Here is a 14,774-nt window from a genome sequence, read left to right as displayed (position 1 = left end):
TCTCCTTAGTCCAGCAGGGCGGCGAGCGTCGCCGTCGGTGCGTCTTCGCCGCGCTCGGCCAGTTCCTCGAACTCGACGGCGGCGTTGATGTCTGCGCCCATGGCAATGTTCGTGACGCGCTCGAGGATGAACTCGATGACGACCGGAACCTGGTGTTCCTTCATCAGCTTCTGCGCCGTGTTGAAGGCTTCCTGGAACTCGTTGGCGCTGCGGACGCGGAGCGCCTTGCAGCCGAGGCCTTCGGCGACCGCGACGTGATCGACGCCGTAGCCGGCTTCCGAGTCGGCATTCGCGTTGATGTTGTCGAAGGCGAGCGAAACTTCGAAGTCCATGTTGAAGCCGCGCTGGGCCTGGCGGATGAGGCCGAGATACGAATTGTTCACGACGACATGCAGGTAGGGCAGCTTGTGCTGGGCGCCGACCGCAAGCTCCTCGATCATGAACTGGAAGTCGTAGTCACCCGACAGGGCGACGATCGGACGATCCGGATCGGCGGCGCGCACGCCGAGCGCTGCCGGCAGCGTCCAGCCGAGCGGGCCGGCCTGACCGCAGTTGATCCAGTTGCGCGGCTTGTAGACGTGCAGGAACTGCGCGCCGGCGATCTGGCTGAGGCCGATGGTCGAGACGTAGCAGGTATCGCGGTCGAAGGCCTTGTTCATTTCCTCGTAGACGCGCTGCGGCTTCAGCGGCATCTGGTTGAAATGCGTCTTGCGCAGCATGGTGCGCTTGCGCTCGCGGCATTCATTGGCCCAGTTGGACCAGTCGCGCAGCTTGCCGGCGGCCTTCCATTCCGTCGCGACTTCCAGGAAGACCTGAAGGGCGGCGCCGGCGTCGGAGACGATGCCGAAATCGGGTGTGAAGACGCGGCCGATCTGCGTCGGCTCGATGTCGACGTGGATGAATTTGCGGCCTTCCGTATAGGTCGGGACATTGCCGGTGTGGCGGTTTGCCCAGCGGTTGCCGATGCCGAAGACGAAGTCCGAGGCGAGCAGCGTGGCATTGCCGTAGCGGTGCGAGGTCTGCAGGCCGCACATGCCGGCCATCAGCGGATGGTCGTCCGGGATCGTGCCCCAGCCCATCAGGGTCGGGATGACCGGGACGCCGATGATTTCGGCGAATTCGACGAGCAGGTCCGAGGCATCCGCATTGATGATGCCACCGCCGGCGACGAGCAGCGGGCGCTCGGATTCATTGAGCATGGTGAGCGCCTTCTCGGCCTGGGCGCGGGTCGCGGCCGGCTTGTAGGGCGTCAGCGGTTCGTAGGCGTCGATGTCGAACTCGATCTCGGCGAGCTGGACGTCGATCGGCAGGTCGATAAGGACCGGGCCGGGACGGCCGGAGCGCATCGTGTGGAAGGCCTTCTGGAAGACATAGGGAACGAGGCCCGGTTCCATGACCGTGACGGCCCACTTGGTGACGGGCGCGGCGATCTTCGCGATGTCGACAGCCTGGAAGTCTTCCTTGTCGAGGCGGGCGCGGGGCGCCTGGCCGGTGATGCACAGGATCGGGATCGAGTCGGCGGATGCCGAATAAAGGCCGGTGATCATGTCGGTGCCGGCCGGGCCGGACGTGCCGATGCAAAGGCCGATATTGCCGGAGCGGGCACGGGTATAGCCTTCGGCCATGTGGCTTGCGCCTTCGACATGGCGGGCGAGGACGTGGCGGACCGAGCCGCGCGCCTTCAGCGCCGAATAGAAGGGATTGATCGCTGCGCCCGGTACGCCGAAGGCACAGTCGATGCCTTCCTTTTCCAGAACCAGCACCGCTGCATCGACAGCACGCATTTTAGCCATGGGTTTTCCTCCGTCTCTCAGGGCGGAAGGTACCGCATTCCGTTTTTCACGCAATGGGAAAATGGAAATTCATCCCATCAGATGGAAATAAACATTTTCAACGAATCTGGAACAATCGCCGCAAGCGGGCTATGGCATGATGCGGCGACGAGGAGACAAGGCCATGGCGGAGCATCAGGAAAAGACGAGGGGACGGCCCGGCCGCAAACCGGCGGAGAATGCGGCGCCCTCTTCCGTGCAGGTGCTGGACAGGAGCCTGAAACTCCTCGATCTGGTGGCGCGGGCGGACGGCGCGGCGCTGACGGACCTTGCCGACCAGTCCGGCATGGCGCCCTCGACGGTGCATCGCCTGCTGACCTCGCTCGCCCAGCACTGCATGGTGACCCATGACGGGGAGACCGGAGCCTGGACCATCGGCGTGAAGGCCTTCGAGATCGGTACCGCCTATCTCCGCTTCCGCAAGCTCGGCACGATCAGCCGGCCTTTCCTGAAGCAATTGATGGAGGGCTGCGGCGAGACCGCCAATATCGGCATCGAGGACGACGGCGACGTGGTGTTCATCTCGCAGGTGGAAAGCCATGCGCCGATGCGCGCCTTCTTCCGCCCCGGCCGGCGCGGGCCGATCCACGCCTCCGGCATCGGCAAGGCGATCCTCTCGACCTGGCCGGATGCACGCATCGAGGCGCTGCTTGCCGGCCGCGAGCTTCTGCACTTCACCGACAAGACGCGCGACAGCCTGCCCCTGCTGCTCGGCGATATCGCGAAAATCCGCGCCCGCGGCTTTTCCATCGATGACGAGGAACACACGCTCGGCATGCGCTGCGTGGCCGCTCCGATCTTCGACGAATATGGCGAGGCCGTCGCCGGCATTTCCGTTTCCGGGCCGGCTGTGCGCCTGCCCGATGCCAAGGTGGATGCGCTCGGCCCCGTGGTGCGCGCCGCGGCGGAAGGCGTGACCAAGGCGATGGGCGGGCGGCTCAACGGAAAATGAAACGCCGCCGCATCCGGAGGGATACGGCGGCGTAATGGTGTTGACCGTCAGGCGTGAGGCGGCGGGTTACCCCCGCGCGCCGTGCGCCTTCGGCTTCATCGGCTTGCCGGCGACATAGACTTCCGCCACGCAGCGATCGTCGCCCATGGTCTGGAGGACGAACAGTTCCTCCAGCAGCGATTTCGCCGTGCGCATGCGGTATTCCATGGCGGGCTTGGCGCTGGAATCGAGCACGACGATATCCGCATCCGCCCCGGCATGGAGCGAGCCGATATGCTTTTCGAGGCCGAGCGCGCGGGCATTGCCGAGCGTCATGCGGTAAAAGGAGTTGAACGGCGTCAGCTTCTGGCCGCGCAGGTGCAGCACCTTGTAGGCTTCGTCCATCGTCTCCAGCATGGAGAAGCTGGTGCCCGCGCCCACATCCGTCGCCACCGACCAGCGCGCGCCGGCCTTGTCGAAACGGTCGCGGTCGAAGAGACCGGACCCCAGGAAGAGGTTCGAGGTCGGGCAGAAGACCGCAACGCTGCCGGTCTCGGCGAGAACGCCGACTTCCCGGTCGCTGAGGTGGATGCAGTGACCGAGCAGCATGCGCTCGTTCAGGAGGCCGTAGCGGGCGTAGATGTCCGTATAGTCCTTGGCTTCCGGGTAGAGCGAGGTCGCAAACGCGATCTCGTCGTGGTTTTCCGAAAGATGGGTCTGGACGTAGCAGGTGGGATTTTCCGCGACGAGCGCCTGGCTCATCTCCATCTGCTCCGGCGTCGAGGTAATGGCGAAGCGCGGGCTGATCGCGTAATGCGCGCGGCCGCGGCCGTGCCATTTCTCGATGAGCGCCTTCGTCTCGTCATAGCCCTTCTGCGGCGTGTCGCGCAGCGCGTCGGGCGCGTTGCGGTCCATCATCACCTTGCCGCCGACCATGCGCATGCCGCGCGCCTCGGCCGCCGTGAAATAGGCGTCGACGCTTTCGGGATGCACCGAGCAGTAAGCGACGGCGGTGGTGGTGCCGTTCGACAGAAGCTCGTCGTAGAACCGGTCCGCCACGGCCGCCGCATGGACGGCATCGGCGAATTTCTGTTCCTCGACGAAGATATAGGTGTTCAGCCATTCGAGGAGCTGGGCACCGTAGGAGGCGATGGCCTGAGTCTGCGGGAAGTGCAAATGCGTATCGATAAGGCCCGGCAGAACGAGGTTGGGCCGATGATCGGCCACCTCGACATCCGTGCCGGCGAGCTTGCTGATGGCAGCATAGTCGCCTGTGTCAACCACCTTGCCGTCACGCACGAGGACGGCACCGTCCTCGTGGTAGCGATAGGCGGCCGTGTCGTCGATGCCCTGGGGCTCGGCGATGAAGGTAAGCACCCGTCCGCGGATCAGGAGATCGCTCACTGGGTCTTCTCCCCGCTGACGGCGCTTTCGTACCAGGCGACGAAGAGCTTACGCTCCTCGTCCGAAACCTGGGTGACGTTTGCCGGCGGCATGGCGTGCGAGCGGCCGGCCTGCAGGTAGATCTCGCGGGCATGGGCCGCGATCTGCGCGTCGGTTTCCAGCATCACGCCTTTCGGCGGCGTGACGATGCCTTCCCAGCCCGGCTCCCTGGCGTGGCACATGGCGCAGCGCCCGGCGATGGTGTCGCGCACCTTCGGGAAGGCTTCCGCCGTCACGAAGGGCTGCTGCGTGGCCGAGACCGTGGCGTCGGCGGTTTCACCCGTCAGCACCTTCGGCACCGTGGAAAGCCACATGATGATGACGAAGAGCAGCGCGGTTGCAAGCCAGGTCCAGGTCGGGTTGCCCGTGCCGGCATGGGTCGTGTTGAAGTAGTGGCGGATCGTGACGCCCATCAGGAAGACCAGCGAGGCGATGATCCAGTTGAACTCCGTGCCGAATGCCAGCGGATAGTGGTTCGACAGCATGAGGAATAGAACCGGCAGCGTCAGGTAGTTGTTGTGTGTGGAGCGCTGCTTGGCGATCTTGCCGTATTTCGGATCGGGCGTGCGGCCGGCGATGAGGTCGGCGACGACGATGCGCTGGTTCGGCATGATGATGAAGAACACGTTCGCCGACATGATCGTTGCCGTGAAGGCGCCGAGATGCAGGAAGGCGGCGCGGCCGGTGAAGAGCTGCGTGTAGCCCCAGGCGACGACGACCAGGATGAAGTACAGCGCCACCATCAGCCGCGTGTTGTCGTTGCCGAAGGGCGACTTGCAGATGAGGTCGTACATGATCCAGCCGAAGGCGAGCGAGCCGAGCGAGATGGCGATGGCCACCGGCTTGGAAACGTTCAGCACGTTCGGATCGATGAGGTAGAGGTCCGCGCCCGCGTAATAGACGAGACAGAGCATGCCGAAACCCGAGAGCCAGGTGGCGTAGCTTTCCCATTTGAACCAGACGAGGTGCTCGGGCATCTTGGCCGGCGCCACGAGGTATTTCTGGATGTGGTAGAAGCCACCGCCGTGAACCTGCCATTCCTCGCCATGGGCGCCCGGCGGCAGGTCAGGATGCTTCTTCAGGCCCAGGTCGAGGGCGACAAAGTAAAAGGATGAGCCGATCCAGGCGATGGCCGTGATCACGTGCAGCCAGCGGACTGCGAACATTACCCAATCCCAGGCTATGGCATATTCGTACATAGGGTCCTCCACCCATTTTCCATAAGCTTGTTTGCCATCAAGTTATTTACCCGGAAATCCCGGGGAATCCCCAAGTCTTTCAAAAAAATCTAAAAGATGGCCGCCCACTTTGCTCCGCACGCCAATGTGGTAGAAAGAATCATGTCCTATCTCGATAATGTACGCGTCTTCGTTCGCGTGGTCGAACTCGGTACCCTTTCGGCGGCGGGCCGCGACCAGCGCGTCACGCCCGCGGTCGCCAGCAATCGCATCAAGGAGCTGGAGCGCCATCTCGGCGTGCGGCTGTTCAACCGCACGACGCGCAAGCTTTCCCCAACCGAGCACGGCCGCGTCTTCTACGAGGGCGCGGTGAAGATCATCGAGGCGGTGAACGAGGCGGAAGCGGCGATCGCCGATCTCTCGCGCAACCCCAAGGGGTCGCTGCGCATCACCGCTCCGCTCGGCATCGGCCGGCGCCTCATTGCGTCGGGCATTCCCGAATTCCACGACAAATATCCCGACATCGAGGTGCGCGTGCGCCTGTCGGACCACAATGTCGATATCCTTGCCGAAGGCGTCGACGTCGCCTTCAAGCTCGGCGTGCTCGAGGATTCCAACCTGCGCATGCGCGGCATCCTCAAATGCGAGCGCGTGCTCTGCGCCTCGCCGGACTATCTTTCCCGCCGCGGCACGCCGAAGACGGCGGACGCGCTGATCGCCGACAAGCACGACTGTCTCCTGCTGCGCTATCCCGGCTCCAAGGAATATTACTGGACGCTGGTGACGGCCGAAGGCCCGCGCAAGTTCGAGGTCGGCGGCCCCTATGACAGCGACGACGGCGACGTACTCACCCAATGGGCGCTGGAAGGCCGTGGCATCATCAACAAGCCGCTCTTCGAGGTAAAGGCCCATCTCGCCGAAGGCCGGCTGGTGGAAATCCTGAAAGACAGCCCGCCCGCCACCGTCCAGCTCGCCGCGATCTATCCGCACAAGCGCTTCCAGGACCCGAAGGTCCGCCTGATGATCGATTTCATGGCGGAGCGCTGTCAGCGGCTCATTGGCAAATTGCTGGGCGAGGAGCAGGTCATTGAAATGGAGGTCGAAGCCTAGTATATTTATTGAAAAATATACTAGATTGGAGTACCCAAATGCCCCTCGCCTCCATGACCAGCGGCGATTTCAACCAGAACCCGAGCAAGGCGAAGAAGGCCGCGAATGACGGCCCCCTCGTCATCACGGAGCACGGCGAAGCACGCTATGTGCTGGTTCGCTATAGCGATTTCAAGGATCACTGGCGCGCGTCCAGGAGCCTGTACGACGCCTTGAACCATGCCGATTCGCCGTTCGACGATGCCTTCGAACCGGAACGCGCCAGCTTCGCGGACCGGGACGTGACGCTCTGATGGCCTTCCTGCTGGATACGAATATCGTCTCCGCTTCCCGCCGCCCCGAGCGTCAAGGCCCGGAATTCCAGACATTCCTGCACGCTTTCGATATCGAGAACGCCTATCTCTCGGCCGTGACCCTGATGGAGATCGAATTCGGCATCGCGCGGGAGCGGGGCCGCAATCCGGCCTTTGCCGACGACCTCGCCCTCTGGCTTACCGGCAAAGTGCTGCCGGCCTTTGAGGGCCGCATCCTCTCCTTCGACGCGCAAGCTGCCGCACTTGCCGGCAGGCTTCCCACCCCGGACCGCCGGCCGAGCGCCGATGCGATGATCGCGGCAACCGCACTTGCCCATAATCTGGTTCTCGTCACGCGCAATGTCGCGGATTTCCAGCCCTTCGGCGTGCCGTGCCTCAATCCGTGGACACCCTTGCCGGCAGGTTGATCAACCCCGGCCGGATGCCGCCGTCTCATGCTGCGGCTTCCAGACCAGCGCCGCCGTCATGATTTCGGCGGTGGCGAGCGCCGCGATGACGGTCGGGCGCTTGTCCTTAAGCGCCGTGCCGCCGATGGGGCAGACGAGGTTTTCGAAAAGGTCCGGATTGCCGATCTCGCGCAGCAGCCAGCTCTTGAAGGTGGCGCGTTTCGTCTTGGAGCCGATCATGCCGACATAGGCGGCGTCCGGGCGCTTGAGCGCCTCGGCGGCGATGAGGAAATCGAGCGCGTGGTCGTGGGTCAGGATGACGAAGCTGCTGCCGGCCGGCGCATCGCGCACCACGGCTTCCGGCATGGCGGTGAGGCAGGTTTCGATGCCCGGCACCGTGGAGGCGGTCAGCTCGTCCTCGCGGGTATCGACGAGGACGACGCGCAGCGGGGCGAGTGACAGAGCCAGGGCGAGCGCATCGCCGACATGGCCGGCGCCGAAGACATAGACATGCGGACGTGAGGCCATTTCCTTGTCGCTGCGGGCGATGAGGTCGCTTGCCAGCGCCGGGGTGACCGCCGCGAAGGACAGGCCCACGTGGCCGCCGCAGCACTGGCCGATCTCCGGGCCGAGCGGCACGCTCATCGGCTCGGCGGCAGCGCCGGAGCGTAGCGCCCGGCGCGCGTGGTCGATCGCCATATATTCGAGTTGCCCGCCGCCGATGGTCGCGAAGATCGCCCGTTCGGAGACCAGCATCCAGGCATCGGTATCGCGCGGCGTGGACCCCGCCGCGCCCGTTACCTCGACAAGGATGACCGCCCGCTCGCGGCGAAGGAAATCCCTGATATCTTCGCGCGCGGCGGGCATTGTCTCACCCCTTCTTTGCGGCTTTCAGCCGCTCGATGGCCATCAGCACGCATTCGGGCGTCGCCGGGGCGTCGAGGCGCGGGCAGATCTTGTGATCCGCCACGCTGGCGATGGCGTCCGAAAGGGCGTGCAGCACGGCAAGGCCGAGCGGCAGCGGCGGTTCGCCGACCGCCTTGGAGCGGTGGATCGTCGGCTCGTAGGCTTCCGACCAGTCGGTGAGCGCCACGTTGAAGATCTTCGGCCGGTCCGAGGCGAGCGGGATCTTGTAGGTGGAGGGCGCGTGGGTGCGCAGCCGCCCCTTGCCGTCCCACCACAGTTCCTCCGTCGTCAGCCAGCCCATGCCCTGGATGAAGCCGCCCTCGATCTGGCCGATATCGATGATCTTGTTCAGCGAACGGCCGGTATCGTGCAGAATGTCGGTGCGCTCGACGACATATTCGCCGGTGAGCGTATCGACGGAGACTTCCGAGCAGGCCGCGCCATAGGCGAAGTAGTAGAAGGCGTGGCCGCGGCCCTTGGAACGGTCCCAGTGGATTTTCGGCGTCTTGTAGAAGCCGGCCGCCGAGAGCTGCACACGCGACATGTAGGCCTGCCGCACCAGCTCGTTGAACGATATCTCGGCATTGCCGATGCGCACGCGGTTGGGCAGGAACACAACCTGATCGCGCGGCACCTGATGGCTTTCCGCCGCGAAATCGATGAGCCGGTCCTTGATCTGGCGGGCGGCGTCCTGCGCGGCCATGCCGTTGAGGTCGGCGCCAGAGGAGGCGGCGGTCGGCGAGGTGTTCGGCACCTTGGCGGTCGTCGTCGCGGTGATCTTCACGCGGTCGAGGTCGATCTGGAACTCTTCCGCCACCACCTGCGCCACCTTCAGGTGCAGGCCCTGGCCCATTTCCGTACCGCCGTGGTTCATGTGCACGGAGCCGTCCGTGTAGACATGCACCAGCGCGCCGGCCTGGTTGGATTCCGTCTTGGTGAAGGAGATGCCGAACTTCACCGGCGTCAGCGCAAGGCCGCGCTTGACGACACGGCTCTTGGCGTTGAATTCGGCGATGGCCTTGCGGCGGCCGGCATAATCAGCGCTTTCCTCCAGCTCGGCGACGACACGCTGGATGATGCAGTCCTCGACCTTCTGGTGGTAGGGGGTGAGGTTGCGCTCACCCTCCACGCCCATCTCGTCGTAGAAATTCAGCTTGCGGATTTCGAGCGGGTCCTTGCCGACGGCAAACGCCACCTCGTCGATGACGCGCTCGGCCCCCACCATGCCCTGCGGGCCGCCGAAGCCGCGGAAGGCGGTGTTCGACACGGTGTTGGTGTAGAGCGGCGCCGACTTGGCGTGCACATGCGGGAAGAAGTAGCTGTTGTCGCAATGGAAGAGGGCACGGTCGCCCACCGGGCCGGAAAGGTCCGCCGAGAAACCGGCCCGGAGAGCGAACGTGTAATCGACGGCGTGGATGCGGCCTTCCTCGTCGAAGCCGACCTCGTAGTCGATGGCGAAATCGTGCCGCTTGCCGGTGGCGACCATGTCCTCGTCACGGTCGAGCCGGACCTTGACGGCGCGGTTCAGTTTCTTGGCGGCGATGGCCGCGATGGCGGCGCACTGGTTCGCCTGCGTTTCCTTGCCGCCGAAGCCGCCGCCCATGCGGCGCACCTCGACCGTCACCGCATGGCTCGGCACGCCGAGCGCATGGGCGATCATATGCTGCGTCTCGCTCGGCCCCTGGGTCGAGCAGTAGACCATGACCTCGTCGTCCTCGCCGGGAACGGCGAAGGAAATCTGGCCTTCGAGGTAGAAATGGTCCTGACCGCCGAGCCGCATGCGGCCCTTCACGCGGCGCGGCGCGTTCTTCAGCGCGGTCGCCGGATCGCCGCGCTTCAGCGTCAGCGGGGTGACGACCTGACGGTGGGTCTCGACGTCGAGGTCCCAGATGTCGATATCGGCCGGCAGCTCCTCGTATTCGATCTTCGCGAGGCGCGCGGCGCGGCGGGCCTCCTCGCGGGTTTCCGCGATGACGCAGAAGATCGGCTGGCCGTGGAATTCGACCTTGCCGGCGGCGAAGACCGGGTCGTCGTTCATGCCCGAGGGCGAGACGTCGTTGACGCCGGGCACATCCTCGTATGTCAGCACGTCGACGACGCCGGGAGCGGCGCGCACCGCCGAAAGGTCGACGGATTTCAGGACGCCGTGCGCGACGGTGGAGAGGCCGAGACCGGCATGCAGCGTGCCCGCCGGCTCGGCGATGTCGTCGATATAGATGGCGGTGCCCGCGACGTGCTTGTGCGCGGAATCGTGACGAACGCTCGAATGGACGCCGCCGTCGATCTTTTCAGCCTTGAGATCGGGAGTGTGGTGCTTGTTCATGGCTCACGCAGCCTCGTATCTGGACACCTGTGCGGGCGTCTCGCTGGATGTGGTTTCCATGTAGAACCGCAGGAGAAGGTTCTTCGCGACCAGCGCACGGTATTCGGCCGTGGCGCGCATGTCGGTCAGCGGGGCGTAGTCTTCCGCGTATTTCTCCATCGCCGCCTCGACGGTCGCCTCGGTCCACGGCTGGCCGACAAGGGCCTTTTCCACGGCGAAGGCGCGCTTCGGCGTCGCCGCCATGCCGCCATAGGCGATGGTGATGGCCGATACCGTACCGTCCGCGGCGAGCGTCAGACGGAACGCGCCGAGCGTTGCCGTGATGTCCTCGTCGCGGCGCTTGGTGACCTTGTAGACGGCGAACTTTTCCGCTGCCGGCGGCACCGGCACATGCACGGCCTCGACGAATTCGCCCGGCTGGCGGTCCTGCTTGCCATAGGCGATGAAGAAGTCCTGCAGGGAGATGGTGCGCCGCTCAGCGCCCTTGCGCAAGGTCAGCCTGCTGGCAAGCGCGATCAGCGCCGGGGGCGTATCGCCGATGGGCGAGCCGTTGGCGATGTTGCCGCCGATCGTGCCCATGTTGCGCACCTGCTGGCCGCCGATGCGGTTGATGAGAGGGCCGAGCGCGGGAATATGCTGCGCGAGTGTGGCGAAGGCCTCGGTATAGGTGACGCCTGCGCCAATGGTGACCACGCCGTCCTTGACGGACAGCGACTTCAACTCGTCCAGCCCGGCGATGAAGACGACGGGCGAGATGTCGCGCATGTGCTTCGTCACCCAGAGGCCGACGTCGGTGGAGCCGGCGACGACCGTGGCGGTGGGCGAGGCTTCCAGCACGGCGGCGAAATCGTCGAGATTGGCCGGCACGATGAACCGCTGCTTGCCTTCGCCGATCTCGACGCGGGCGCCATCACGCAGCGCCTTGAGGCGCGCGATCATCGTCGTGCGTTCGACGAGCAGCGGATCCTTGTCCGTGCCGCCATATTCGGAGATGGCGCGGGCGGCGCGCAGGATCGGCTCGTAGCCGGTGCAACGACAGAGATTGCCCTGCAGCGCGACTTCGATCTGCTCGTCGGAGGGGTTCGGCGTCTGCATCCACAGCGCATAGAGCGACATGACGAAGCCCGGCGTGCAGAAACCGCACTGCGAGCCGTGATAGTCGACCATGGCCTGCTGCACGGGATGCAACTTGTCGCCGCTGCCGGCGAGATGCTCGACCGTCACGACATGACAGCCGTCGAGCGAGCCCATGAAGCGGATACAGGCGTTGACGCCTTCATAGACCAGCCCGCCCTGCGGGGTAAGGCGGCCGACCAGCACCGTGCAGGCGCCGCAGTCGCCCTCGGCGCAGCCTTCCTTGGTGCCCTTGAGCGAGCGGGAAAGGCGCAGCCAGTCGAGCAGCGTATGGTCGGGCGCGACGTCGCGCAGGGTGACGTCCTGACCGTTGAGGATGAAGCGCAGTTCGGAGCGGATCTTGGCGGCCGCCATGGGCTTAGCTCCCGCGATAGGTGGAATAGCTGTACGGCGAGACGAGAAGCGGCACATGGTAATGCGCGCCTTCGTCGGCAAGGCCGAAGCGGATGGGGATGATGTCGAGGAACATCGGGGCGTCGCCCGAGCGGCCGAGATAGTCGCCGGCGTGGAAGCGCAGCTCGTAGGTGCCGGCCTTCATGTCGTCGCCCGAAAGAAGCGGCGCGTCGCAGCGGCCGTCGTCGTTCGTCGCGACCGTCTTGATGAGATGGAACGCGTCGCCTTCGACGCGGAAGAGGTCGATGCGCAGGCCTTCCGCCGGCTTGCCCAGTGCGGTGTCCAGAACGTGGGTCGTGAGCCGACCCGCTCCGTGCGAATGAGACGTCATATTTTCCTCCCGAACACAATGCGCCTGCAATCACTATCTGCCAGCCTCTTTCCACTGAAAAGCAGAAAGATCGTTCGAGACTTTCAAATTTTCCTGGGGAATGGCGCGGGCGATTCTTGGGTTAGACATTCGTCATCGAACAACGTTTGGAGGAGCGTTCCATGCGATATTGCCGTGACATGCACGGATACGGTCAGACCCCGCCGGCCGCCAATTGGCCGGGCGAAGCGCGCGTCGCCGTACAATTCGTCCTGAACTACGAGGAAGGCGGCGAGAACTGCGTGCTGCATGGCGACGCGGCCTCGGAAGCCTTCCTGTCGGAGATCGTCGGCGCCGCGCAGTGGCCGGGCCAGCGCCACTGGAACATGGAGTCCATCTATGAATACGGCGCGCGCGCCGGCTTCTGGCGCCTGCACCGGCTGCTGACGGAAAAGAACGTGCCCGTCACGGTTTACGGCGTCGCCACCGCCCTCAAGCGCTCGCCCGCCCAGGTGGCGGCGATGATCGAGGCCGGCTGGGAAATCGCCTCGCACGGCCTCAAATGGGTCGAGCACAAGGATATGTCGCCGGACGACGAGCGCGCGGCCATCGCCGAGGCGATCCGCCTGCACACGCTCGTCACCGGCGAGCGGCCGCGCGGCTGGTATACGGGCCGCTGTTCCGTCAACACGGTCGATCTCGTGGCCGAAGCCGGCGGCTTCGACTACATTTCCGACACCTATGCCGACGACCTGCCCTACTGGTACGAGCACGGCGGCAAGCAGCAACTCATCATCCCCTATACGCTCGACGCCAACGACATGCGTTTCGCCACGCCCCAGGGCTTCAACAGCGGCGACCAGTTCTTCACCTACCTGAAGGATTCGTTCGACGCGCTCTATGCCGAAGGCAAGGCCGGCAGCGCGAAGATGATGAGCATCGGCCTGCACTGCCGCCTGCTCGGCCGCCCCGGCCGCGTCATGGCGCTCGCCCGCTTCATCGACTACGTGCAGAGCCATGAGAAGGTCTGGATCGCCCGGCGTGTCGATATCGCCGAGCACTGGGCGAAGACCCATCCGCCGCAGCCGCTTGCCGAGCGCCCTTCGCAGATGCCGGAAGATGTCTTCGTCGAACGCTTCGGCAGCATCTTCGAGCATTCGCCCTGGGTGGCGCAGCGCGCCTGGGCCGACGAGCTTTCGCCGGCGCACGACACCGCGCTCGGCCTTGCCGCCGCGCTGACCTTCCAGTTCCGCGCCGCAAGCGAAGAGGAACGCCTCGGCGTGCTCGTCGCCCACCCGGACCTTGCCGGCAAGCTGGCGCAGGCCAAGCGCCTGACGGCAAGCTCGACCGAGGAACAGGCATCCGCCGGCCTCGACGCGCTGACGGACGAGGAGCGCACCCGCTTCACCGAGCTCAACGACGCCTATGTGAAGAAGTTCGGCTTCCCCTTCATCATCGCCGTGCGCGACAACACGAAGGCAAGCATTCTTGCCGCCTTCGAGACGCGCATCGCCAATGACCGCACTGCCGAATTCGCCACCGCCTGCAAGCAGGTGGAGCGGATCGGCTTCCTGCGGCTCAAGGCGCTGCTGCCGGCCTGAGCCGGCAAAGGCCGATCTGCCGCCTTCCGCCGGCGCTTGCCTGCGTCCGGCCATGGCGTCAATATAAGTAACGGTTGAAAGACCGGACGGGCGCGACGGGGAACCTCCCCACCCTTGTCGAAGCCCGTCGATGCCCTGGCAGGGCGATCCTGCCCGGGCAGACGTTCGCCGCCAGCCGCATTCTGCGTCGGGCGGCCAGTGCATGAAGACAGCGGGTGCCCTGCGCAATCCGCCTGACCATTCATTCGAAAGGCGGTCTTGGCCGCCAGCCATGTTTCTGGCCATGTGGCCGAGGGAGGAAAACCATGAAGACCATCGAGATCAAACCGCTGACCCGTGAGGCCTTCGCGCCCTTCGGCCAGGTCATCGAGCGCGACGGCGCGCATAATTTCCCGATCAACGCCGGCAAATGCACCCGTTTCCACGACCTTGCCAATATCGAGACGACCGGCGAGAAGGCGCGGCCGATGATCAGCCTGCTGCGCGGCGAACCTTACCCGCTGCCGCTGGAGCTGAACATGGTCGAGCGCCATCCGCTCGGCAGCCAGGCCTTCATTCCGCTCGGCGAAGCCTCCTTCCTCGTCGTCGTCGCCGAAGAGACGGAGAACGGCCCGGCCGAGCCGATCGCCTTCCGCACCGCGCCGGGCCAGGGCGTCAATATCGGCCGCAATGTCTGGCACGGCATCCTGACGCCGCTCGATGCGGTCTCCGATTTCGCCGTGGTCGACCGCGGCGGCGAGGGCGTCAATCTCGAAGAGCACTTCTACAGCGAGAAGTTCCTGATCCGCTGAACCCACCCATCGGGTTCACGGATCCGCCGGCCCGCCTCCACGGGCCGGCATTTTCGTACCCATGGACATGCCCAAACGAAAACGGGCCGCGCTCATCGCGCGGCCCGTTCCTTTTGGATCGA

The 14,774-nt window shown here is 65.0% G+C and carries 13 protein-coding genes; 6 read left to right on the top strand and 7 right to left on the bottom strand.

All coding sequences use genetic code 11. From position 1 onward, the window contains the following. Positions 1-5 precede the first annotated feature (5 nt). Positions 6-1,793, bottom strand: a complete 1,788-nt coding sequence (gcl, locus tag K8M09_RS18230; protein ID WP_160786809.1) for a glyoxylate carboligase — start codon at positions 1,791-1,793, stop codon at positions 6-8. A gap of 163 nt (positions 1,794-1,956) precedes the next feature. Between gcl and bhcR the strand changes: the two genes are divergently transcribed. After that, positions 1,957-2,784: an HTH-type transcriptional regulator BhcR gene (gene bhcR / locus K8M09_RS18225; protein ID WP_160786810.1), complete on the top strand. Its 828-nt coding sequence runs from the start codon at positions 1,957-1,959 to the stop codon at positions 2,782-2,784. A 66-nt stretch (positions 2,785-2,850) separates the two neighbouring features. Here the strand turns inward: bhcR and guaD are convergent, their stop codons facing one another. Together guaD and K8M09_RS18215 are read right to left on the bottom strand one after the other, a co-directional pair. Next, positions 2,851-4,167, bottom strand: a complete 1,317-nt coding sequence (guaD, locus tag K8M09_RS18220; RefSeq protein WP_160786811.1) for a guanine deaminase — start codon at positions 4,165-4,167, stop codon at positions 2,851-2,853. Then, positions 4,164-5,405: a urate hydroxylase PuuD gene (locus K8M09_RS18215; protein WP_160786812.1), complete on the bottom strand. Its 1,242-nt coding sequence runs from the start codon at positions 5,403-5,405 to the stop codon at positions 4,164-4,166. Before K8M09_RS18215 ends, guaD begins: the two co-directional genes overlap by 4 nt. Positions 5,406-5,546: 141 nt before the next feature. On the opposite strand from K8M09_RS18215, the gene K8M09_RS18210 reads away from it, so the two are divergent. The 3 genes from K8M09_RS18210 to K8M09_RS18200 are packed head-to-tail and all read left to right on the top strand — an operon-like array spanning position 5,547 to position 7,215. Further along, on the top strand, positions 5,547-6,494 hold the full coding sequence (locus K8M09_RS18210) for a LysR family transcriptional regulator (RefSeq protein WP_160786813.1): 948 nt from the start codon (positions 5,547-5,549) through the stop codon (positions 6,492-6,494). Positions 6,495-6,532: 38 nt separating this feature from the next. Then, complete coding sequence (locus K8M09_RS18205) at positions 6,533-6,787, top strand: type II toxin-antitoxin system Phd/YefM family antitoxin (RefSeq protein WP_160786814.1); 255 nt, start codon at positions 6,533-6,535, stop codon at positions 6,785-6,787. Continuing rightward, positions 6,787-7,215, top strand: coding sequence for a type II toxin-antitoxin system VapC family toxin (locus tag K8M09_RS18200; protein WP_160786815.1), 429 nt, complete (start codon positions 6,787-6,789; stop codon positions 7,213-7,215). Before K8M09_RS18205 ends, K8M09_RS18200 begins: the two co-directional genes overlap by 1 nt. Here K8M09_RS18200 and xdhC read toward each other — a convergent pair whose 3' ends face one another. Genes xdhC through uraH form a run of 4 tightly spaced genes read right to left on the bottom strand, consistent with a single transcriptional unit; the run spans position 7,216 to position 12,281 of the window. Beyond that, positions 7,216-8,061: a xanthine dehydrogenase accessory protein XdhC gene (gene xdhC, locus K8M09_RS18195; protein ID WP_160786816.1), complete on the bottom strand. Its 846-nt coding sequence runs from the start codon at positions 8,059-8,061 to the stop codon at positions 7,216-7,218. A gap of 4 nt (positions 8,062-8,065) precedes the next feature. Further along, on the bottom strand, positions 8,066-10,423 hold the full coding sequence (xdhB, locus tag K8M09_RS18190) for a xanthine dehydrogenase molybdopterin binding subunit (protein ID WP_160786817.1): 2,358 nt from the start codon (positions 10,421-10,423) through the stop codon (positions 8,066-8,068). 3 nt (positions 10,424-10,426) lie between these two features. Beyond that, positions 10,427-11,911 carry a xanthine dehydrogenase small subunit gene (xdhA, locus tag K8M09_RS18185; RefSeq protein WP_160786818.1) on the bottom strand — a complete coding sequence of 495 codons (1,485 nt, stop codon included), beginning with the start codon at positions 11,909-11,911 and terminating at the stop codon, positions 10,427-10,429. 4 nt (positions 11,912-11,915) lie between these two features. Further along, entirely contained in the window at positions 11,916-12,281 is a 366-nt protein-coding gene (uraH, locus tag K8M09_RS18180; protein ID WP_160786819.1) for a hydroxyisourate hydrolase, read from the bottom strand. 161 nt (positions 12,282-12,442) lie between these two features. Between uraH and puuE the strand changes: the two genes are divergently transcribed. After that, complete coding sequence (gene puuE, locus K8M09_RS18175; RefSeq protein ID WP_160786820.1) at positions 12,443-13,861, top strand: allantoinase PuuE; 1,419 nt, start codon at positions 12,443-12,445, stop codon at positions 13,859-13,861. A 305-nt stretch (positions 13,862-14,166) separates the two neighbouring features. After that, positions 14,167-14,652, top strand: a complete 486-nt coding sequence (locus tag K8M09_RS18170; protein ID WP_160786821.1) for an ureidoglycolate lyase — start codon at positions 14,167-14,169, stop codon at positions 14,650-14,652. Positions 14,653-14,774 lie beyond the last annotated feature (122 nt).

The organism is Shinella zoogloeoides (assembly GCF_020883495.1).
Classification (GTDB): Bacteria; Pseudomonadota; Alphaproteobacteria; order Rhizobiales; family Rhizobiaceae; genus Shinella; species Shinella zoogloeoides.
The sequence above is the reverse complement of the archived record's forward strand: the minus strand, read 5'-3'. Positions and strand labels throughout refer to the sequence as shown.

Bases quoted from the DNA above. Each gene is read 5' to 3' on its own strand.
- xdhB (WP_160786817.1), bottom strand. From the start codon at position 10,423: ATGAACAAGCACCACACTCCCGATCTCAAGGCTGAAAAGATCGACGGC.
- K8M09_RS18200 (WP_160786815.1), top strand. From the start codon at position 6,787: ATGGCCTTCCTGCTGGATACGAATATCGTCTCCGCTTCCCGCCGCCCC.
- K8M09_RS18205 (WP_160786814.1), top strand. From the start codon at position 6,533: ATGCCCCTCGCCTCCATGACCAGCGGCGATTTCAACCAGAACCCGAGC.
- gcl (WP_160786809.1), bottom strand. From the start codon at position 1,793: ATGGCTAAAATGCGTGCTGTCGATGCAGCGGTGCTGGTTCTGGAAAAG.
- xdhC (WP_160786816.1), bottom strand. From the start codon at position 8,061: ATGCCCGCCGCGCGCGAAGATATCAGGGATTTCCTTCGCCGCGAGCGG.
- xdhA (WP_160786818.1), bottom strand. From the start codon at position 11,911: ATGGCGGCCGCCAAGATCCGCTCCGAACTGCGCTTCATCCTCAACGGT.
- uraH (WP_160786819.1), bottom strand. From the start codon at position 12,281: ATGACGTCTCATTCGCACGGAGCGGGTCGGCTCACGACCCACGTTCTG.
- puuE (WP_160786820.1), top strand. From the start codon at position 12,443: ATGCGATATTGCCGTGACATGCACGGATACGGTCAGACCCCGCCGGCC.
- K8M09_RS18215 (WP_160786812.1), bottom strand. From the start codon at position 5,405: ATGTACGAATATGCCATAGCCTGGGATTGGGTAATGTTCGCAGTCCGC.
- K8M09_RS18170 (WP_160786821.1), top strand. From the start codon at position 14,167: ATGAAGACCATCGAGATCAAACCGCTGACCCGTGAGGCCTTCGCGCCC.
- bhcR (WP_160786810.1), top strand. From the start codon at position 1,957: ATGGCGGAGCATCAGGAAAAGACGAGGGGACGGCCCGGCCGCAAACCG.
- K8M09_RS18210 (WP_160786813.1), top strand. From the start codon at position 5,547: ATGTCCTATCTCGATAATGTACGCGTCTTCGTTCGCGTGGTCGAACTC.